Origin of the sequence: Cupriavidus sp. BIS7, from assembly GCF_000292345.1 — a bacterium.
Lineage (GTDB): Bacteria > Pseudomonadota > Gammaproteobacteria > Burkholderiales > Burkholderiaceae > Cupriavidus.
The window spans coordinates 37,337-56,840 of record NZ_ALOU01000076.1; the positions used below are offsets into that span (position 1 = coordinate 37,337).

Genomic DNA, 19,504 nt, shown 5'->3' on the forward strand with positions numbered 1-19,504 from the left:
TGCTGGCAGGGGTATAAGAGTCCGTTACGGCACTTTTAGCGTTGCCATCCATTGGACGGGAAATGCACGGGCGATCCGTTCGGCAACCTGCGTTCGGTTCTGCGAACTCCCCAGGAAGCACGGCTAGGCCTACGACTCGGACGCCCTGGCACCGGCCGGGGCAGGGTCCGCGGAAGCATCGGGCACCTTCACGTCGTGCAAGGAGCCGGAGGCCTTGGCAATGGCCCGGGACAGCCGTGCCACCTCGTTGAACTGCTCGATCATGTCGTTGGCCAGGCGGAAATTGACGGCGTCCACCGCGCTGCGCAGCGGCAGGCCAGCCATGATGCTCTGCCGCGCAACGCTGGCCTGGGCCTCGATCCCGGGCTTGGCGTTGACGATGCGCGTGGCGACCTCGGCTGCCGGATGCGCGATCGTATCCACTGCGAGCGCCAGATGCTCGATCACGCCCAATGCGAATGTCGCCGCCTCGGGGTTACGCAGCGAAGCCGCATCCGCGCCATGCGAAATCCGACGCTGGCTCAATGCCAGCATGCTGGTGGTGGCAACCTCGCGGATCGCATCAAGGCAGGTGGCGATCCTTGCCAGCTCCACAAGCTGGTGGCCTTCGTCGTCCGTGTGGACGGCATCCGAAAGATGCCCGACATAGGTCAGGATGGCCGTGCTCAGGGAATCGGCTGCCTTGTCCTGATCGGTCAGCGTGACGAGTTCCTCCGGGCTGCCTTCCACGACCAGCGCCGCGCTGTGCTCCACGAGACCCCGGACCTGTTTGCCCAGTGCAACCAGCTCCAGTTGCACCCGGGGGATGGCCAGCGCCGGCATCCCGGCCAGCGTGTCATCGAGATAACGTGGTTCGCCCGGGTCCTGCCACCCCTTGCGGGAAGGCGGGGCAAGGCGTTCGGCCAGCTTGCCGATCGGGCCTGTGAACCAGATCAGCACGGCCGTGCTGAACACGCTGAACACCGTATGGGCATTTGCGGCCTGCCGTGGGGTCTCGGCGGCCAGCCGGGCGGCGCCTGTCAGCTCGGGCGCGGACGGCGAGATCTGGCGGATGAAATCGGCGAATTGCGGGATCACGAAGGCGATAAACAGCACGCCGAGCACATTGAACAGCAAGTGGACGATGCCCACCTGCGCGGCCTGTGCCGACTTGCCGATCGACGCGAGCAGTGCGGTGCCGCAGGTGCCCACGTTGGCGCCAAGGATCAGCGCGATGCCAGATTCGAGCGGAATCAGCCCCTGGCTGCCCAGTGCAATGACGATGGCCAGCGTAGCCGCCGAACTCTGGACGATGGCCGTGAACACCGCGCCGATCAGGATGCCGACCCAGGGGTTGCGCATGTCCTGCATCGCGACGATGAACGGCTCGTAGTTGCGCAGCGGGCGCGTCGCATCGCCCATGAATTCGATGCCGAGGAACAGCAGGCCCAGGCCGAGCAGTACGCCGCCGAGCTGCCGCAGCAGCTCGCGCTTGGCAAAACCCTTGAGCAGGAAGCCGCCGGCCAGCATGAACGGCGTGATGGCCGAGATATTGAACGCGATGATCTGCGCGGTCAGCGTGGAGCCGATATTGGCGCCCATGATCACCGGGATCGACTGCTGCAGCGTCATCAGCCCCGCCGAGACGAAGCCGACCAGCAGCACAGTGGTAATCGTCGACGAGTTCAGCAGTGCCGTGATGCCTGCGCCGGCCAGCACGCCGCGGAAGCGATTGGCGGTCAGCGTGCCCAGCAGTGACTGGAGCCGGGCGCCGGCAATGGCCTTGAGTCCGCCAGTCATCAGGTCCAGCCCGAACAGGAACAGGGCCAGGCCGCCGACTAGCAGGCCGGAGATTTCGATCAGGTTCAGGTTGGCGCCGGTCTGCATGGGCAATGGGTCGACTCAAGCCTGTGGGCGTGTCATTGTACGGCTTTCCTCACGCACTCCAAGCCCTTGTTTTAACCATGACCAGCACCTTGGCCAACCGATTCGGCATCATCGCCGCCCTGTTTCTTTGCGCGACTGGCGCCTCCGCTGCAGACACTTCCCAGACAACCGAGCACGACCGGCTGGCGCGCGTGGTGGACGAGACCATCCGCCCCATCATGGCCCAGCACCAGGTGCCGGGCATGGCCGTGGCCGTCACCGTGCAAGGCAGGTCCTATGTCTTCAACTACGGCCTGGCTTCGAAGGCAGACGCGAAGCCCGTCACAGGACAGACGCTGTTCGAGATCGGGTCCGTCAGCAAGACATTTACGGCGACGCTGGCTTCGTACGCCGCAGAGCGCGGGACGCTGTCGCTGGCGGACAAGGCCAGCCAGTATCTGCCGGGTCTGGCGGGCAGCAGCTTCGACGCCATCAGCCTGCTGGAGCTTGGCACCTATACGGCCGGCGGCCTGCCGCTGCAGTTTCCCGATGCGGTCTCCAGCCCGGCCCAGATGGTCGAGTACTTCAGGGGCTGGAAGCCCGAATATGCGCCCGGCACCCACCGGCGCTACTCCAACCCAAGCATCGGCCTGTTCGGCTACCTGGCGGCGCAAAGCATGAAGGAGCCGTTCGATACCCTGATGGAACGCCAGATCTTTCCGGGGCTGGGGCTGAAGCACACCTATGTCCGGGTGCCCCAGGCACGCATGGCCGACTATGCCTACGGCTACACCAGAGACGACCGCGCGATCCGGGTGAATCCCGGCATCCTGGATTCGGAGGCCTACGGTGTGAAGACGACGGCCGCCGACATGATTCGCTTTGTCGAAGCCAACATCGACGGCTCGCGGCTTGACCCGTCGTTGCAGCGGGCGATTGCCGGTACGCATACCGGCTACTTCCGGGTGGGCCCGATGACGCAGGGTCTGGGCTGGGAGATCTACGCATGGCCAACCCGCCTTGACGACCTGCTGGCGGGCAATGCTGATGGGATGCTGGAGCCGAAGGAAGCTACCCGGCTTGCGCCACCGCAGCCGCCCCGCGCGGATGTCCTGATCAACAAGACGGGGTCGACCAACGGCTTCGGCGCATACGTGGTGTTCGTGCCCGCGCGGCAGATCGGCGTGGTGATGCTGGCCAACCGGAACCTGCCGATCCCGGACCGCGTGCGGGCCGCGTACCGGATCCTGACCGCGCTGGAGGCACAAGGGACACAAGCGGCACAAGGGGCGCAGGGGGCACGCTAGACAGGTGCGCCGTACTACCGCGGGTCGATGTTCTGGTTCAGCCTGAAGACGTTGTCGGGGTCGTACTGGCGTTTCACCGCGACCAGACGCTGATAGTTGGCGCCATAGGCGGCCCGTACGCGGCTGTTTCCTTCGATGCCGAGATTGTTGGCGTACACGCCGCCCGTCGAGTAGGGGTGGATCGATTCCCATGCCGCGCGGGCCCATTCGCGATGTTTCACGTCGTCGGCGGGGTCATCCCAGATGGCCAGCGGGAAGCAGTCGAAGTTGGCGGAGCGGTTCACGTACGGCGTGGCATCCTCGGGCACGCGGGCGATGGCGCCGCCTACATGCTGGAACACGAGCAGGCAGCCTGCCGAGGGCGCATGCGCGTACGCGTCGAGAATGGCCTCAACGGCGCGCGGCTCGATCTCCTTCATGAACTGGGCTTTCCAGTAGTAGCGCCGCCCGCGCGGGAACAGCGCGTCACTGGCCGATTGCATCTGCAGGTACGGGATGAAATCGAGCTGGGCGTCGACCGGATGGCCTAATTCCAGCAGGGGCCGCAGGCTGGCCTGTCCGGCATCGGCCGCCCCGACATAGCACGCCGAAACACTGAAGAAGCGTTCCCCCGACGGCTGGGTGACCAGCGCGGCATCGGCCGCGATCTCGTCCGGGGCGCTGCGGGCGAATGTATCGTAGTGCCGCATCGCCTCATCGGCCTGGTCCCACGCGTACAGCACGGAGCAGACCGGCAGCCGGGCTGGCACCGGGTGCAGGCGGAAACGGAACGCGGTAACGATCCCGAAATTGCCGCCACCGCCGCGCACGCCCCAGAACAGATCCGGATGCTCGTGCTCGCTGGCCACCAGCCGCAGCCCGTCGGCGGTGACGATTTCCACCGCCTCCACGTTGTCGCAGCTCAGGCCAAACTTGCGGCCAAGTTTCCCGAAGCCGCCCCCGAGCGTCAGGCCTGCGATACCGGTATCGCCATTGATCCCCATCGTCGTGGCCAGGCCGTGGCGCAGCGTCGCCTGATCGAATTCCCCGAGATTGAGCCCGGCCTCCGCGCGGGCGATGCGCCGGTCGGCATCCACGTCGATCCGCTTCATGCGTGACAGGTCGATGACGATACCGTCATCGCATGTGGACAGCCCGGCCAGGTTGTGCCCCCCGCTGCGGACCGCAAGCGCCAGCGTGGTCGATCGGGCGTACCGGACTGCGGCCGCCACGTCTTCCGCATCGGCGCAGTAGACAATCATTGCCGGATGACTGTCGATCGCCCCGTTCCAGACCTTGCGCGCCGTGTCGTAGCCGGGGTCGCCGCGCAGCACGACCTGGCCGTGCAGTGCTCCCCGCAACGCGTTGACCCCCGGTTGTTCTGCGCTCATCCCGTCCCCCCTCTTACCTGGTATCGCGCCGATCGCTCCGAAACCATGGTGGTGCCTGCGGCGGGCAGGGGCAAAGGCAAAGAACTCAGCTTGTGGATGAGAAAACCTCACCTAGACTGGACGCATGCAAAAGCCGCCGCAAAAACTGCCGCCACTGCGCGCGTTGCAGGCATTCGAGGCAGTTGCGCGTCACCGCAGCTTCAAGGCCGCCGCGGCCGAGTTGAACGTGACGCCTACCGCCATCAGCCACCAGATCCAGATGCTTGAACAGATCTGCGGCCAGCCGCTGTTCCGGCGCCGGCCGCGCCCGCTGCGCCTGACAGCCGCGGGAGAGCGGCTCTATCCGGCGCTGCGTAGCGGCTTTGCGCTGTTCGCGGAAGCGGTCGAGAGCGTTGCCCAGTCCGGTGCGCCACGCCCACTGCGCGTGACCAGCCCGAATGCGTTCGCAAGCCGCTGGCTGGTTCCAAGGCTCCCGGCGTGGCAGGCGACTCACCCCGAGTGGCCGCTGGACATCATCGGCACGGACCGGGTGCTGGACCTGGCTGCCGGAGAGGCCGACATTGCCATCCGCTATGCGCGATCGGCGCCGTTGGGGCTGGTATGCACGGAGATCGCCCGGGATACGTTTATCCCTGTGGCAAGTCCGGCGCTGCTGACGCGGGAAGGCCAGGCGATGCTCGAGATTGACGACCTGTTGCGGCTTCCGCTGATTCACTATGAATGGACCAGCGGCGACCCATCGGCGCCAAGCTGGACACAGTGGTTTGCCGTGGCGGCGCCGGGCAAGCGCGATGCGTCCACACGGCGCGGCCATCGTGATCTCGGCTTTCGCGAGGAACTGCACGCGATTGACGCCGTCGTTGCGGGGCAGGGGGTGGCGCTATGCAGTGACGTCGTTGTGGATGGCCTGCTGCGCAGCGGCGCCCTGTGCAGGGCGCACGAGACAGGGCTGCCTGGCTTCAGCTTCTACGTGGCGCACGACGCCGCTCACGGGGCATCGGCGGCGGTCGAGACATTCGCGGCCTGGTTGCTGACTGCCGCGCGGGACGCGGCAGGCAACTAGCTGGCCGGCATCAGGTCCGGGTTCCAGGCTACTTCCCACATATAGCCGTCGGGGTCCTGAAAATAGCCCGCATAGCCGCCCCAGAACGTGTCGGTCGGTGCCTTGACGATAGCGGCACCGGCGCTGCGGGCCTGCCCGATGACGTCATCCACTTCCGATCTCGACCGGACGTTATGGCCCAGCGAGATCGACGGTATGCCCAGCGGCGCACTGACTGTGGCGTCCTTGGCCAGGTACTCGCGCGGATAGAGCGCCAGCCGCAATCCCGATTCGAGATCGAAGAACACCACGGCGCCGTGCTCGAACTCCGTGCCGACAATGCCCTTGGTGGGCCAGCCCAGCCCGTCGCGATAGAACGCCAGCGAGCGCTGCAGGTCAGTGACACCCAGCGTGAGGATCGTGATGCGAGGTTTCATGTTCGATGGATTCGGCCAGATCAAGGTCCACCACGCGCAACGTGGCGTCGTCCGGGCACATCTTGTCCTTGAAGCCGAGCCGATGCGCCAGTCCGCGCATCGCGGTGTTGGAGGCAAGCACGTAGCCGATCATCGACCGGTATCCATCGGCCCGCGCCAAAGGAATCAAAGTCTGCATCAGCACGCGTGCCAGCCCAAGTCCATGCCAGCCATCGATCACCGTCACCGCAAATTCGCAGCAGCCGGTCTCGGGGTCCACGTTGTAGCGCGCGCCCCCAATCAGATCGCCCCCGTCTTCCGTCCCGGCCACGGCAACCAGCGCACATTCGCGTGCGGGAATCGGATGCACGGCTGATTCGAGCAGCGCATCGGGCAGTTCGTTCATCGATGCCATGAACCGCGTATAGCGCGAATCTTCCGAGAGGCGATGGAATGCCGCCACTACGCCCGACTTGTCCTGCGGCCGGATCTCGCGGATCAATGCATGTTTTCCGTTACGCAGGGTCACGCAGGTGGGTAGCGTTGGTGCGGTGGCTTGCATGGCGATCAATTCGGCTCCCGTTGGACTCAATCATGGTAGGCAAGCGCTGCCGGGAAGCCAAATCTGGCGAAAACAGCATCTGACTTGATTGCCGCAACTTGTGCTGCAGTGGAATAAACGGGCTCCATCGGCGGTTAACACAATCATTGGCAGGCGGCTGGCCTGCTTTCTGGAGACACTCATGAAAGTGCGCTATCTGATTCCCGGCCTGCTGCTCGCGATACTGGCAACGGCAGCGTGCAGCACCAGCGGCGGCATGACTTCCCAAGGCTCACAGGGCGACAACACCCAGAACCCCAAGTCGTATCGCGGCAGCAGCAGCTACTGATAAGCCCGCCGCACGCGGGAAGCCATGCAAACAACTCCCGCATGGAATAAATTGAAGCTACGAGCGGTTTACTCGATGCGGGACCGCAGCCTTGGCTGCAACAGCCAGATGCGGCCCGGCTGGCAAACCGATGTGCCGTGAGATGCGCAGATGGACGATGGACTGAGCGCGTCGTGACGTCGGGACGTTGATGGCGAGGTGACAATCATGGGCAAGAGATTGGCGGCCGTGGCAGCGGCAATTGCCGGCCTTGCCTGCCTTGGCCCTGGCCGTGGGGCATGGGCCCAGGACGTGCCTTGCCAGCAAGTGATCGGGCAGGCCGAGATTGGCGGCGTGATGCAGACCATCACCGGCGTGGCCTGCCTGCAGCCCGATGGCACCTGGGCACTGGTTGACAGCAACGGCGGCTATGTCGACCCCTCCTACTACAACGATCAGTGGTACTGGACGCCGTATTACGGCTACGGCGTGATCATCTACGATCGCTTTCATCGCCCCCATGTCATGCACCACGTGTTCTTTCCCCACCGTGGCGTGATTGTTCATGGCGGCTTCGTGCATGGCGGTTTCCACGGCGGCGGGGTCCATGGTGGATCGCAGGGCGGAGGCATGCATCGCTGAGCGGCGCCAGCGGGGTTTCCCGACCTTCTCGCAATCGAGTCGCCGTGGCAGACTGCGACGGTTGCGCCTGTTTCCGGCGCTGCCTGACGCGAACATTGTCTGACGCGAATCCATGAGCGAGTCCCTCTGCTTCCTGTCCGCCACGGAGCTGGCCGACGAAATCAGGCGCAAGCGCCTGTCCCCCGTAGACATCACCACTGCAGTCCTGGCGCGAGCGGAGCGGCTGCAAACGGAACTGAACTGCTTCATCACGCTTGACGGCGACCGCGCGATGGATGCGGCCCGACAGGCAGAACGCGAAGTCATGGCAGGCGGGCCGCTTGGCCTGCTGCATGGCATTCCGTACACGGTGAAGGACATCGTCAATACGCAGGGCCTGCGCACAACATTCGGCGCGGTGCCGATGCGTGACAACGTGCCGCAACACGATGCGGTCTCCGTCGCCCGGTTGCGAGAGCAGGGCGCCATCCTGATTGGCAAGACCACCACGCCAGAGTTTGGCTCCAAGTGCCTGACCGATTCGCCATTGTTCGGGCGCACGCGCAATGCCTGGAGCGCGCAGCGGACCAGTGGCGGTTCCAGCGGCGGCGCGGCGGTGGCAGTGGCAAGCGGTATCGCGCCGCTTGCGGTGGCCACAGACGGCGGCGGGTCCACGCGCATCCCGGCGGCTTGCAACGGCGTGGTCGGCATCAAGCAAAGTAATGGCGTGATTCCGCACAGCCAGGCGCAGGACCTGTTCGGCAACCAGACCTACGTCACGCCCACCACGCGCACCGTGGCCGATACCGGACTGATGATGGCAGCGATGGCAGGCGAGCACGCGTGCGATCCGTGGTCCATCGGCGTGCCGAAGGCCGACTATGTCGATGCCGCACGCGCGCATGGCGATCTTCGCGGCAAGCGCATTCTCTACTGCCTGGCGCCCCCGGGCCGCCCCATTGCGGCGGACGTGGCGCGTGCGTTTGAGCAGGGCCTCGCCGCGCTCGCCACGCTCGGCGCGGAGCTTGAATTGTTCGATGGCGAAGGGTTCGACAATATCGAGCCGATGTGGCGGGCCATCAACCATACGGTCTGGCGCTCGCGCTTCGTTGAGATCGTCGAACGCCACCGCGACGCGCTGAGCCCGACGTTCGTGCGTCAGGTGGAATCGGCCGCGCAGGTCAGCGGCGTGGAGTACCAGCAGGCAATGTTCGACCGCTCGCGCCTGTTCCAGCGCGTGCAATCGCTGCTGGACCGCGCCGACATGCTCGCAACGCCCACGATCATGCGCACGGCGTTGCCAATCGAACAGGATCTTTTCGGCACGATCGAGATCGATGGCCAAGCCTACGAAAACGTGCGCGCGAACTGGTTCCCGTGGACCATGCCATTCAACATGACCGGCCATCCCGCCATCAGCCTGCCTTGCGGCTTCGGCGGCGACGGCCTGCCGATCGGGCTGCAGCTGGTTGGCCGGTTCCGCCGCGACGCAGACCTGCTGCGCGGCGCCGCGCTGTTCGAGCAGGCCCACGGCTTCCTGGACCGCTGGCCGTCTTTCTGAGCCTGTCCGCTTCCGCCGCTTCTGCTTCCGCTTATTCGGCTTCAATCAGAGGATCTTCTTCATGACCGTCAAGTTTCGCCCCGGCCACCCCGGCCGCACCGTTCGCCTTGCGTGGCTGCTTGGTGCTGCATTCAGCGGCCTGATGACCGCCGTTGCGCCGGCACTGGCCGCTGACGACTCGCCGATGCACATCATCGTCGGCTACGCGCCGGGTGGCGCAGCGGACAGCCTGGCGCGCATCTATGCCGAGCAACTACGCCAGGACGGGCAGGGCACGGTGATCGTGGAGAACCGCCCCGGTGCGTCGGCCCGGCTGGCGTTGGACTACGTGAAGCGGTCGAAGCCAGACGGCAAGACGATCTTCATCGGCCCGTCCCCGCTATTCACGATCTTCCCGCTCACGTACAAGTCGCTCAGCTATGACGCGGACAAGGACCTTACGCCCGTGGCCGTGCTGACCGACGTGCCGACAGCGGTGGCCGCAGGCGTGCAGCAGCCCTACAAGAACATGAAGGAGTACCTGGCCTGGGCCAAACAGCATCCCGGCAAGGCCAGCGTGGGGCTGGCCACGATCGGCAGCGCCGGGCACCTGGGCACGGTAGCGCTGGGCAAGGCCTCGGGGGTCTCCATCACCCCGACGCCTTACCGTGGCGCATCGCCGATGCTGGTGGACGTGATTAGCGGCAATGTGTCGATTGGCTGGGACGCCGTGGCCAGCATGATGTCGCTCTACAAGGGCGGCAAGCTGCAACTGCTGGGTGTCAGCGGCACGCGCCGCGCCAAGGCGTTGCCGGAAGTGCCGACGATGAAGGAACAGGGCATCAACCAGTATGAGTTCGCCACAAGCTGGTACGGCGCCTTCGTGCCGGCTGGCACGCCCACCGCCGAACAGGCGAAGCTTGAAAAGGCATTCCTCCACGCCTCGGCCAATACGTCCAGTGCGGCCAAGCTTGAAGCGCTGGGCCTGGAGGTGAACGCACAGCCCGGCGACGCAGCCCGCAAGCGCATCCAGACGGAACGCGCGGCATGGAAGCCGATTGTCGAGTCCACCGGCTTCGTGGCGGAGGACTGAGCGGCGCGCAGGAACCGCTCAGGCTCCCATCACGCTCCCGCGCTGGCGCCAGTGAGCTGTCGGACGCGGTCCTCGTCGGCGGCAAGTTCGTGGGAGCTGCCTGAGTAGACGATGGCGCCGTCGTCCAGCACGTACGCGTCATCGGCAATTTCAAGGCTCATGCGCGCGTTCTGCTCCACCAGCAGTACCGAGATGCCTTCGTCGCGCATCTTCGACACCACGCGGAATACCTCCCGGACGATCAGCGGCGCCAGCCCCTGCGACGGCTCATCGAGAATCAGCAGGCGGGGGTTGAGCAGCAGCGCGCGACCGATCGACAGCATCTCCTGCTCGCCGCCGGAAAGCTGGCGCCCGCGGCTGGCCTTGCGTTCGGCCAGACGCGGAAACAGTTCGTAGATGCGGGCAATCGTCCAGGGTCCGCCGCGCTCCAGCGGCACCTTCAGGTTTTCCTCGACGCTCAGGTTGGCGAAGATGCGGCGCCCCTCGGGCACATAGCCAACGCCGAGCGATGCAATGCGATAGGCCGGCCATCGCGTGGTCTCTGCGCCAAAGATCGTCACCTGTCCCTGCCGCGCCTGTGTCAGGCCCATCAGCGTGCGCAGCGTGGTGGTCTTGCCGGCGCCATTGCGCCCCAGCAATGCCGTAATGCGGCCTTCGGCCACGTCAAGGCTGACACCGTGCAGGATATGGCTCTTGCCATAGTAGGTTTGCAGGCCATTGGCGCTGAGGGCGTTAGTCATGCGGCGCTGCCGAGATAGGCGGCCTGCACGGCCTCGTTGGCGGCAATCGCTTCGGCGTTGCCTTCGGCCAGCAGCCTGCCCTGGTCAAGCACGGTGATGCGATCGGCAAGGTGGAACACCACGCGCATGTCGTGCTCGATCAGTACGATCGCAAAACTGCCTTCGCGATGCAGACGGGCGATCAACTGCATGACCTCATCGGTCTCCTGGTCGCCCATTCCGGCAGTGGGTTCATCGAGCAACAGCAGGCGCGGCCGCAGCGCCAGCGCCATCGCAATTTCGACCGAGCGCTGCTCGCCGTGCGAAAGTTCGCCGACCAGCCGGCCCGCGCGCGCGTCCAGCGCGGTCAGTTCCAGCGTCTGCTCGGCAAGCTTGCGAATGGTGGCCCTTTCCGCGCGGCTGAGCCACGGGCGCAGGCGATAGCCCTCCATGACTTCCGTGCTGATGCGCACGTTTTCAAACACCGTGAGTTCCGGAAAGATCTCCGTGATCTGGAACGTGCGTGCAATGCCCGCTGCGACGCGCCGGTATGCGGGCAGCCCCGTGATGTCGCGGCCTTCGAACAGGATCGATCCCGCCGTTGGCGCGAACATGCCGCTGATGAGATTGAAGAACGTGGTCTTGCCGGCGCCGTTCGGCCCGATGATCGCGCGCAGCTCGCCCGGCTCCACGGCCAGCGAAACCTCGCGCACCGCGGCCAGGCTGCCGAAACGCTTGCTCACGTTCCTGACTTCCAGCAGGCTCATGACTCGCCCCGGTTGCGGATAAAGCCGAGCAGCCCGCGCGGGAAGAACAGCACGATCGCCACGAACAGCATGCCGACGAACGACATCCAGTTGATGGTGATGCTCGACAGGTAGTCCTGCAGCACGACGAACACTGCGGCCCCGAGCAGCGGCCCCCAGAAATTGCGCATGCCGCCCATGACCGCCATCATCACGAAATCGCCGGACTGGCTGTAGTGCAGGCCGCGCGGATCGGCAAAGTTGTTCAGCAACGCGTAGAGTGCCCCGGCGAAACCCATGAAGAAGCAGGACAGCGTAAATGCGATCCAGATATGCCGGTCCACCGGAATGCCAAGAAAGCGCGCGCGGCGCTCGTTCTCGCGGATGGCGATCATCGTGCGGCCGAATGGCGAGCGCAGGATAAAGGCCATCAGCCCGGCCGCCAGCGCAAGGCACAGCAGGACGAAGTAATAGAACGCGTTCGCGTCGGACAGGATATCGATTGTGGCCACGCCCAGATGCAGCGGCTGGCGCGAAAATCCGCGCAGGCCATCGTCGCCGCCGGTCACGGAACTCCACTGGAATGCGATGTAGTAGAACACCTGCCCGAAGGCAATCGTGACCATGGCGAAGTAGACACCACGGCGCCGCGCAATCAGCGCACCGAGCAAGGCACCGGCAATGCCGCCGAGCAACGTGCCGCACAGCAGCGCAAGCGGTGTGCTCGCGGCCAGGAACTTCAACGCGAAGCCCGCGCCATAGGCGCCCAGCCCGAAGTAGGCCGCGTGGCCGAACGAAAGCACGCCGGTGAAACCCAGCAGGAAGTTGACCGACATGGCAGCCAGTCCGAGTACGAGCACGCGCGTGCCCAGCGCGGTATAGCCGCCCAGCGGCGGCATCCAGTAGGGCGCAAGCAGCAGCGCCACCCAGATTGCAAGGGCGCCGGCCCATCCGCGTGGCAGCGCATGGTTGCTCATGTCAGCATGCCTTCCTCGCCCAGCAGGCCACGTGGGCGCAAGAGCAGTACCACGGCCATCAGCACGTACATGACGGCCTCGCTGGCAGCCGGCAGGAATACGGCGGTGATGCCGGACGCGACACCGATCAGCAATCCGCCCAGCAGTGTGCCCGTCAGGCTGCCGACACCTCCTACGATGATGGCGATGAAACTCGGCATCAGCAGGCCGGTGCCCATGGTCGGCTCCAGGCCAAGCTGGCCCGCGGCAAGCACGCCGCTCAGGCCGGCCAGGAATATCCCCACGGCGAAGTTCAGCGTGCGCAGCCTGCCCACGTTGATGCCAAGCGCCGACACCGTTTCAAGGTCAAGCGTGCCAGCCCGTATGCGAATGCCAAGGCGCGTATAGCGCAGCAGCACGAAGAGCAGGGTGACTGTTACCGCCACGGTGCCGACCATGAACAGCCGATAGCCCGTGATGAAGAAAAGATCGTTGCTCAGCGGCTGCGCAAGTACCTCCGGAATCGTGACCGGCTTGCCCTGCGCGCCCCAGATGTAGCGCGTGCCGTCCTCGAAGACAAACGCCAGGCCGAACGTCAGCAGCAGGCTGTACAGCGGGTCGCGTCCGTAGACGCGGCGGATCAGCGTGCGTTCCAGAATCAGGCCAATCAGCGCGGTCAGCGGCGGGGCAATCAGCAATGCGCCCCAGAATCCGACATAGGGCGTGATCGTGTAGGCGATATACCCGCCAATGACCAGGAATCCGCCATGCGCGAAGTTGATGACGTTGCTAAGGTTGAGAATCAGCGAGAGGCCGAGCGCCATCAGCACGTAGAACGCGCCGATGATCAGGCCGTTGGTAATGTTGAACAGGAGAAGCTGCGTCATCGCCGCAGGTCACGGGGCGTTGTCCGGGGCAATGTCCCGGACTTCAGGCCGGCCATTTCAGCGTGCAGCCCGTGGCGTTCTCCGGCGGCGCGGTCTTGTCGCCGGGCACCAGGCTGTCCACGCGGAACAGGTCCTCGGGGTCGCCCTTCGGGGTGGAGATCACCTCGCCCACGAAGGCCGTCGTCATCAACTGGTGGTCTCCCTTGCGATAGTAGGACTTGTAAGGCTGCAGCCGGATATCGTCGGGCAGTTCGAAGCCGCCGAGCGCCTCGGCCAGCTTCTTCGCGTCCAGACTCTTTTCACGGTTGGCGATGGCAGCCAGCGTATGCACCGACGTATAGCCGAACCAGTGGCGTGCGGTGGGCACCTTGCCGCCGTTCACCTTGCGGATGTCGGCGACGAACTTGTCGACACCGGCAACGCCAGGCTGCTTCCAGTACCACTCGAACATCCAGGCACCGACGCGCGCCTCTGGCGGCATCGCCTCAACTGATTCGAGTTCCTGCTGAAGCCCGGCAACGTGAATCTGCTTGTTGATGCCGAACTGCGCGATCTGCTTGAGGCAGTTGACCATGTCCGAGCCCTGCGACAACACCAGCAGCACGTCCGGCTTCGCCGCGCGCGCCTTGATCAGGTAGGCGGAGAAATCGGTGGTGCCCAGCGGGGCCAGCTCATTGCCGGTCATCGTGCCGCCCAGTTTCTGCAGATCCGCGAGCGCGGCCTTCTGCAGCGTGTGGCCAAACGCATAGTCCGGTGTAATGAAGTGCCATTTCTTGCCGTACTTGCTGAACAGCAGGCCGGCTACCGCGTTGGCCTCCATCGTGGTGGTGTTGCAGACGCGGAAGACGTTCCACTTGCAGTCGCTGCCGGTGATCGTATCGGTGTGGCCGCCCGAGACGATATGGAGCACCTTCTTCTCGTTGCTGACCTGGGAGATGGCCTGCGCGATGCCCGAATTCACATCGCCGATCAGGAAGGTGACCTGGTCCCGCTCAATCAGCTTGCGCGCCTTCTGCACGCCGGTCCCGACATCGTTCGCGGAATCCTCCACCAGCAGCTCGATTGGCCGGCCGAGTATGCCCCCCTTGGCATTGATCTGCTGGACTGCGAGCCGGGCCCCGGTGACTTCATTCTGTGCGACGGCGGCATAGGCGCCCGTCAGCGGATCGACCATGCCGATCCGCAGCGGCGATTCGCCCCGTGCGCTGATGATGAACGGCGGCGCGAGCTGCAATGCGGTGACGGCGGCGGCGCCCTTGAGCAGCGTACGCCGGCCCGGTTGAATGCGATGCGAGGTTGTCACGGTGCCCCCTCCGATCTGCAGGTGGAACCGCCCAAGGTGCCGGGTGTGCCGGATGCGGGACATGCCCGTCCGGTGCCGGCACAGGCGGATAAGCCTTCGGCTACACAAGCTTAGGCGTGTCGATTGTGGGGCACAAGGAAACGCAAGGTGCGGTGGCGGTAGAAGCGTGGTAAAGCGCTCAGAACGATGCTTTACCGTGCATGAACGAAAAAGCCGGCCGGAGGCGACATGCGCCACCCGGCCGGCCTGGGCTGCGGTTCAGGCCCCGGCTTGCGCCGTCAGCACTTCACCGGTGTGGACTGCGCCTCGGCGTGCTTGTGCAGTGCCGGCGGCTTGGCATTGCCGCCGTTTTCCTCCAGGAATTTGCACGCACTGATGATGTCGTTGGCCAGCAGGTTTGCCACGTTGTGATTGACGTGCGGCCGTACCACCACGCGCAGGCTGGTGACCGACTCGGCATTGGGAGGCATCGTATATGCGGAGAGCACCCAGCCTTTTTCGCGAACCTTGTTGGAGACGTCGAACTCGTTGAAATTCTTGAATTTCTTGTTGAGCGTCACGGCCACCACCGGGATGCGCTGCGTGGTGTTCATGATTTCGAAGTACCCGCTGTCCACCAGTTTCTGGCGCAGGAAGATCGCGTTATCCAGCGTGTGTTGCATGATGCGCTTGTACCCATCGAACCCTAGCCGCAGGAACTGGTAGTACTGCACCGCCACCTGGAACGCATTGCGGCTGAAGTTCAACGTGGCCGTGGGCATTTCACCGCCGAGGTAGTTCACATAGAACACCAGTTCCTCGTTGAAGATCTTCCGCTCGCGGAACACCACCCAGCCGAGCCCCGGGGGCGTCAGACCGTACTTGTGGCCCGAGGCGTTGATCGACTGCACGCGCGGCAGGCGGAAGTCCCACTTGTAGTCGGGGTAGAGGAACGGATTGACGAAGCCGCCGGAGGCGCCATCGATATGCATGGGGATCGAGATACCGGTGCGCTTCTCGTACGCGTCCAGCCAGTCATGGATGCCCTGGATGTCGTCATCCTCGCCGGTGAAGGTCTGGCCTGCAATGGCCACGACGCAGATCGTGTTCTCGTCGACATACTTGTCCAGGTCCTCGGCGGTCAGGCAGTAGTTGCCCGGCTTGAGCGGCACGATGCGCGGCTCCACGTCGAAGTACCGCAGGAACTTCTTCCACACGATCTGCACGTTGCCGCCCGTCACCATATTGGGCCGCGTGGCGTCCTTGCCTTCGGCCTGCCGACGCTGGCGCCAGTTCCACTTGTGCGCCAGCCCCCCCAGCATGCATGCCTCGGACGAACCTACCGTGCACGTGCCATACGGCTCGACATCCTTCGGGCCGTTCCACAGTTCGTGGAGCCAGCGCACCATGCGGCCTTCCATGGCAAACAGCCGTGGATACATGTCATGGTCGATATAGTTCTTGAAGATATTGCGCGCGGCCACTTCCTTTGCCTCAGGTTCTGCAAAGGTGGTGACGAAGGACGACATATTGAGCATTGGGTTGGTGTCGGTCCATTCATCACTGATTACGATCGCTGCTGCTGCGTTGGCCGATATGCCTTCGCGCGGGAAGACATCTTCAGGCACCTCGTAATTGAACTGGTCGTACGGTGTGACCTTTTGCTCTTGCATGTCGCTCATGGATACCCCTTGTAATGTTGACATGGCGAGAACCAGCGGCAAGACATCCAACCGTGGCGCGGTGGCACCGATAGGAGGGAGATCGATCCGATGCTGAAAGCGCGGGAGGGACGGGCAGGCGCTGGCTGCAGGGCCGTGGCTCGGGTCGATGCACCTCGGGCCGCGCGGCTTCCAACGAGTATAGGAGGGAGTCCCTCTACGGTTTATTGTGCTTTGGGCCAATATGCACACAAAAAAGTGATGCGAAATGAAAGCGCAACCGGCGATGGGAAAGCTATACTCGCCGACACTGTCCGCTGCCGAATATCTTTCGTATCCGGTTATTCCATTCGGCAATCTGATGCGTCCAAATCTGCAGTGAAATCCGTGGGTATTCCTGAGGAGAATCTGGCATGAAGACGAATGAGTTGCCGAAAGGCGAATCACCCTCTGCGCTGATCGACGGGAGAATCCGGGAACTGGCCGACTGGCGTGGCGAAATGCTGGGCCGGCTCCGGGACCTGGTAAAGCAAGCGGACCCGGAAGTCGTGGAGGAATGGAAATGGAGAGGCGTTCCGGTGTGGTCGCATGGCGGAATAATCTGCACCGGCGAGACCTATAAGAACGTCGTGAAAATGACATTCGCAAAAGGTGCGTCACTGGATGACCCTTCGCGCCTGTTCAATTCCAGTCTTGATGGGAATACAAGACGGGCAATCGATTTTCACGAAGGCGAAGCGATCAACGAAGCCGCATTGAAATCGCTGATTCGCGCCGCCGTTGCCCTGAACCTGTCCAAGGTCAGGAAATAGTAGGCCACCACGCGCTCATGGCTCCAGGTATCGCTCGAAGAATGCGGCGATCTTCCGGTTGACTTCGGGAACCTCTGCACGATCGAAGCCGGGAGGGTCGTTCAGCAGGTCGCCCAGCAACCCATTCAGTCCTGGCGGGTGTGGTGACAGCAGCGCGCCATGTCCGCCAGTGGGCAAGTCCGCAATGCGCACGCAGGTCTTGCAGGCCGCAAGCACAAGGTCTGCGTGGAAGCGCGGGGTCAGCCAGCGGTCCTGTTCGGCTGTGACAAGACCAAGCGGCACGGTCGGCGTGGCCAGCGAACTCATGTCGAAGTCAGCGGCAGCGGGCACACCGGCCACTGCGGCAGCGATGCGTGGATCCGCTGCCACGCGCTGCGTGTCGTCATCGAACCGGTGACGGATTACCTGCAGCGCCAGCCATTTCTTGAGCCCGTCCAGCGGGCCTCCCGTCAGGCTCGTGATCGTGCCGACGCAAGACTGGAAATCCTCGGTAATATGCTGCTCGCAATGCCGCATGAAGCGCGCCGGCGACCAGCGGCCGCCTGCCAGACTCAGCACCGTGTGGCCGCCTGCGGACATGCCGAACACGCCTACCTTGTCCAGGTGAAGCAACGGCGCAAATCGCGGGTCGCGCCCCATGGCATCGATGGCGCGCGATACCTCGGCGGGCCGGATGGTCCAGCTGTCGGGGCCGGGGTCACTGCCGTCGCGATAATTGTCGGCCCGGTGCTGCGGCATGGCAACGATAAAGCCGGCTTCCACGAGGTCACGCGCCAGGTCGGCATGGACCCATGGCGAGCCGCCCGATCCGTGCGAGATGACGACCAGCCTGCCGTTGCCAGGCACCACACGGCCATCCGGTGCAACGTCCAGCACGAATCGTCCGCGCGGCACAGGCTGGCTCGCGTCGCTTGAGGGGTAGTAGACGGTAACCGGCCCATCCTCGGCCGTGGCTGGCAACTCGCTCAAGCCCATAGACGCGCGCGCGACACCGCACAGCAGCATCAGCGCCGCAGCCAGCGCCAAACCAACCCAACGAAACGTTGCCATCGAACCCTCCTTCGTGACGGGAGACGATCTCCCAATGTCGGAAGCATCGGTGGCGGTGGGGTGCTTGTCTCGCCGAAATTGGAAGGCGATGGCTGCCGGCTAGCCGATTTCAGGAATCGGCCAGCTTGAAGCGGCGATATTCGGTTGGTGTGAAGCCCGTGGCGGCCTTGAACGCACGGTTGAACGGGCCGATCGACTGGAAGCCGGTCTCCAGTGCAATCGTCAATACCGGGAGCGTGCGGCTTGCTGGATCGCCGAGCACCGCGCGCGCCTCTTCCACCCGGAATCCGTTAACGAACGCGTTGAAATTGCGATGGCCGAGCCGCTGGTTGATCACGCGCCGCAGCCGGTACTCCGGCACGGCAAGCTGGCTAGCCAGGCTTGCGACGGAAAGGTTCTCCCGCCGGTATGCGCGTTCGTCGGACATCAGCTTCAGCAAGGCGTCCACAAGCGCCAACTCGGCATCGTCCGCTGCCGGCGCCTGAACCGCGTCAGCCAGCGCGGTTTCGGAAGAAGAGGGAATCGAAGCCGGGCCGGCCGGCAAGGGCGGTTGGGGCCGAGAGGGCTGAGAGGGTTGCAGACGCGCTGGCGCGAACAGCTCTGTCCGCGCCAGCCGCAGCATTGAAAACGCCACCGGCGCGATCACGCACAGCAGCATCGCCGCATCGAGCGTGGCGCCGGTGTCCGACAGGTGGCCGCCGCGAGAAGCGAGCCGCGCGGCCAACTGCCACAGCGTATAGGCGATGCCGCCGATCACGATGAAGCCACGCAGGCGGCGGCGGCCTTCGACCAGATCGCCACCCCAGCCAGCGGCTGCCGCCTGCACCGTCAATACGGCGAACACCAGCGGAATCGCGCGTTGCAGGCCCATCGTGTACGGGGCGATTGCGGTGCCGCCGTGCGCAAACACTATGCAGTTCAGCCCGCCGAGCCCGGCGGCAACGATCCAGGCCAACGCGTGCATCGGCCTGAAGCCAAAGCCGTCGTCGAACAGTGCCTTGACGAAGATCCAGAACAGGACAGCGTTGCCCACGGAAATGGCTACCGCCGGCGCCTGAAGCATCCGTGGCGCGGCTTGCTCGAACCATGGCATCGTGCTCGCAATCTGCACCGCCAGGCCGGCAGCCAGCGCCATTCCTGCGCGCACGGCCGGCAGGCCGCGGCGGTCGCGCCCAAGCACCCACGCTATCAGCGCCAGCAGGGCCAGCAGCATGCCGCGCAGCAGGGCGTCCAGCAAAAGAATGGGAGGGAAGGGCGACGTCATCGACGCTCCGCAAATCCGCTCTGG

19 protein-coding genes are annotated in these 19,504 nt (G+C 64.6%); 7 read left to right on the forward strand and 12 right to left on the reverse strand.

The genetic code is table 11. From position 1 onward, the window contains the following. Window positions 1–129: 129 nt before the first annotated feature. A complete protein-coding gene (locus B552_RS0123675; RefSeq protein ID WP_019451543.1) occupies window positions 130–1,866 on the reverse strand; it encodes a Na/Pi cotransporter family protein in 1,737 nt (578 codons plus the stop codon). A gap of 77 nt (window positions 1,867–1,943) precedes the next feature. On the opposite strand from B552_RS0123675, the gene ampC reads away from it, so the two are divergent. After that, entirely contained in the window at window positions 1,944–3,152 is a 1,209-nt protein-coding gene (gene ampC / locus B552_RS0123680; RefSeq protein ID WP_019451544.1) for a class C beta-lactamase, read from the forward strand. A 14-nt stretch (window positions 3,153–3,166) separates the two neighbouring features. On the opposite strand, the gene B552_RS0123685 is transcribed toward ampC, so the two are convergent. Continuing rightward, complete coding sequence (locus B552_RS0123685) at window positions 3,167–4,522, reverse strand: FAD-binding oxidoreductase (RefSeq protein ID WP_019451545.1); 1,356 nt, start codon at window positions 4,520–4,522, stop codon at window positions 3,167–3,169. Between the two features lie 124 nt (window positions 4,523–4,646). Here B552_RS0123685 and B552_RS0123690 point away from each other — a divergent pair, with 124 nt between their 5' ends. Beyond that, window positions 4,647–5,585, forward strand: coding sequence for a LysR substrate-binding domain-containing protein (locus B552_RS0123690; RefSeq protein WP_019451546.1), 939 nt, complete (start codon window positions 4,647–4,649; stop codon window positions 5,583–5,585). Here B552_RS0123690 and B552_RS0123695 read toward each other — a convergent pair. Both B552_RS0123695 and B552_RS0123700 read right to left on the reverse strand, forming a co-directional pair. Then, window positions 5,582–6,001 (reverse strand): VOC family protein, encoded by a 420-nt coding sequence (locus B552_RS0123695; RefSeq protein ID WP_019451547.1) that lies wholly within the window; start codon window positions 5,999–6,001, stop codon window positions 5,582–5,584. The two genes, B552_RS0123690 and B552_RS0123695, sit on opposite strands and share 4 nt — an antisense overlap. Continuing rightward, window positions 5,961–6,542, reverse strand: a complete 582-nt coding sequence (locus tag B552_RS0123700; RefSeq protein ID WP_051003611.1) for a GNAT family N-acetyltransferase — start codon at window positions 6,540–6,542, stop codon at window positions 5,961–5,963. The genes B552_RS0123695 and B552_RS0123700 overlap by 41 nt, the downstream gene beginning before the upstream one ends. 181 nt (window positions 6,543–6,723) lie before the next feature. Here B552_RS0123700 and B552_RS28975 point away from each other — a divergent pair, with 181 nt between their 5' ends. From B552_RS28975 to B552_RS0123720, 4 genes are all read left to right on the forward strand, one after another. Beyond that, window positions 6,724–6,870, forward strand: a complete 147-nt coding sequence (locus tag B552_RS28975) for a hypothetical protein (RefSeq protein WP_019451549.1) — start codon at window positions 6,724–6,726, stop codon at window positions 6,868–6,870. A gap of 207 nt (window positions 6,871–7,077) precedes the next feature. Then, on the forward strand, window positions 7,078–7,491 hold the full coding sequence (locus B552_RS0123710) for a hypothetical protein (RefSeq protein WP_019451550.1): 414 nt from the start codon (window positions 7,078–7,080) through the stop codon (window positions 7,489–7,491). Between the two features lie 112 nt (window positions 7,492–7,603). After that, window positions 7,604–9,031: an amidase gene (locus B552_RS0123715; protein ID WP_019451551.1), complete on the forward strand. Its 1,428-nt coding sequence runs from the start codon at window positions 7,604–7,606 to the stop codon at window positions 9,029–9,031. A 61-nt stretch (window positions 9,032–9,092) separates the two neighbouring features. Beyond that, complete coding sequence (locus B552_RS0123720; protein ID WP_019451552.1) at window positions 9,093–10,103, forward strand: tripartite tricarboxylate transporter substrate-binding protein; 1,011 nt, start codon at window positions 9,093–9,095, stop codon at window positions 10,101–10,103. A 29-nt stretch (window positions 10,104–10,132) separates the two neighbouring features. Here the strand turns inward: B552_RS0123720 and B552_RS0123725 are convergent, their stop codons facing one another. The 6 genes from B552_RS0123725 to B552_RS0123750 all read right to left on the reverse strand — a co-directional run bounded on the left by B552_RS0123725 (window position 10,133) and on the right by B552_RS0123750 (window position 16,375). Further along, entirely contained in the window at window positions 10,133–10,843 is a 711-nt protein-coding gene (locus B552_RS0123725; RefSeq protein WP_019451553.1) for an ABC transporter ATP-binding protein, read from the reverse strand. After that, a complete protein-coding gene (locus tag B552_RS0123730; protein ID WP_019451554.1) occupies window positions 10,840–11,589 on the reverse strand; it encodes an ABC transporter ATP-binding protein in 750 nt (249 codons plus the stop codon). The genes B552_RS0123725 and B552_RS0123730 overlap by 4 nt, the downstream gene beginning before the upstream one ends. Further along, window positions 11,586–12,545, reverse strand: a complete 960-nt coding sequence (locus B552_RS0123735) for a branched-chain amino acid ABC transporter permease (protein ID WP_019451555.1) — start codon at window positions 12,543–12,545, stop codon at window positions 11,586–11,588. Before B552_RS0123735 ends, B552_RS0123730 begins: the two co-directional genes overlap by 4 nt. Beyond that, window positions 12,542–13,411, reverse strand: a complete 870-nt coding sequence (locus tag B552_RS0123740; RefSeq protein ID WP_019451556.1) for a branched-chain amino acid ABC transporter permease — start codon at window positions 13,409–13,411, stop codon at window positions 12,542–12,544. The genes B552_RS0123735 and B552_RS0123740 overlap by 4 nt, the downstream gene beginning before the upstream one ends. A 43-nt stretch (window positions 13,412–13,454) precedes the next feature. Then, on the reverse strand, window positions 13,455–14,714 hold the full coding sequence (locus tag B552_RS0123745) for an ABC transporter substrate-binding protein (protein ID WP_026035994.1): 1,260 nt from the start codon (window positions 14,712–14,714) through the stop codon (window positions 13,455–13,457). A gap of 278 nt (window positions 14,715–14,992) precedes the next feature. Then, the gene (locus B552_RS0123750; RefSeq protein WP_019451558.1) at window positions 14,993–16,375 is read right to left on the reverse strand and encodes a glutamate decarboxylase; all 1,383 of its coding nucleotides are present in this window, start codon (window positions 16,373–16,375) and stop codon (window positions 14,993–14,995) included. Between the two features lie 392 nt (window positions 16,376–16,767). Here B552_RS0123750 and B552_RS0123755 point away from each other — a divergent pair, with 392 nt between their 5' ends. Beyond that, window positions 16,768–17,166: a DUF1801 domain-containing protein gene (locus B552_RS0123755; RefSeq protein ID WP_019451559.1), complete on the forward strand. Its 399-nt coding sequence runs from the start codon at window positions 16,768–16,770 to the stop codon at window positions 17,164–17,166. A gap of 15 nt (window positions 17,167–17,181) precedes the next feature. Here the strand turns inward: B552_RS0123755 and B552_RS0123760 are convergent, their stop codons facing one another. Beyond that, entirely contained in the window at window positions 17,182–18,216 is a 1,035-nt protein-coding gene (locus B552_RS0123760) for an alpha/beta hydrolase (protein WP_019451560.1), read from the reverse strand. A gap of 109 nt (window positions 18,217–18,325) precedes the next feature. Further along, window positions 18,326–19,480 (reverse strand): AraC family transcriptional regulator, encoded by a 1,155-nt coding sequence (locus B552_RS0123765; RefSeq protein WP_019451561.1) that lies wholly within the window; start codon window positions 19,478–19,480, stop codon window positions 18,326–18,328. Window positions 19,481–19,504: the final 24 nt, after the last annotated feature.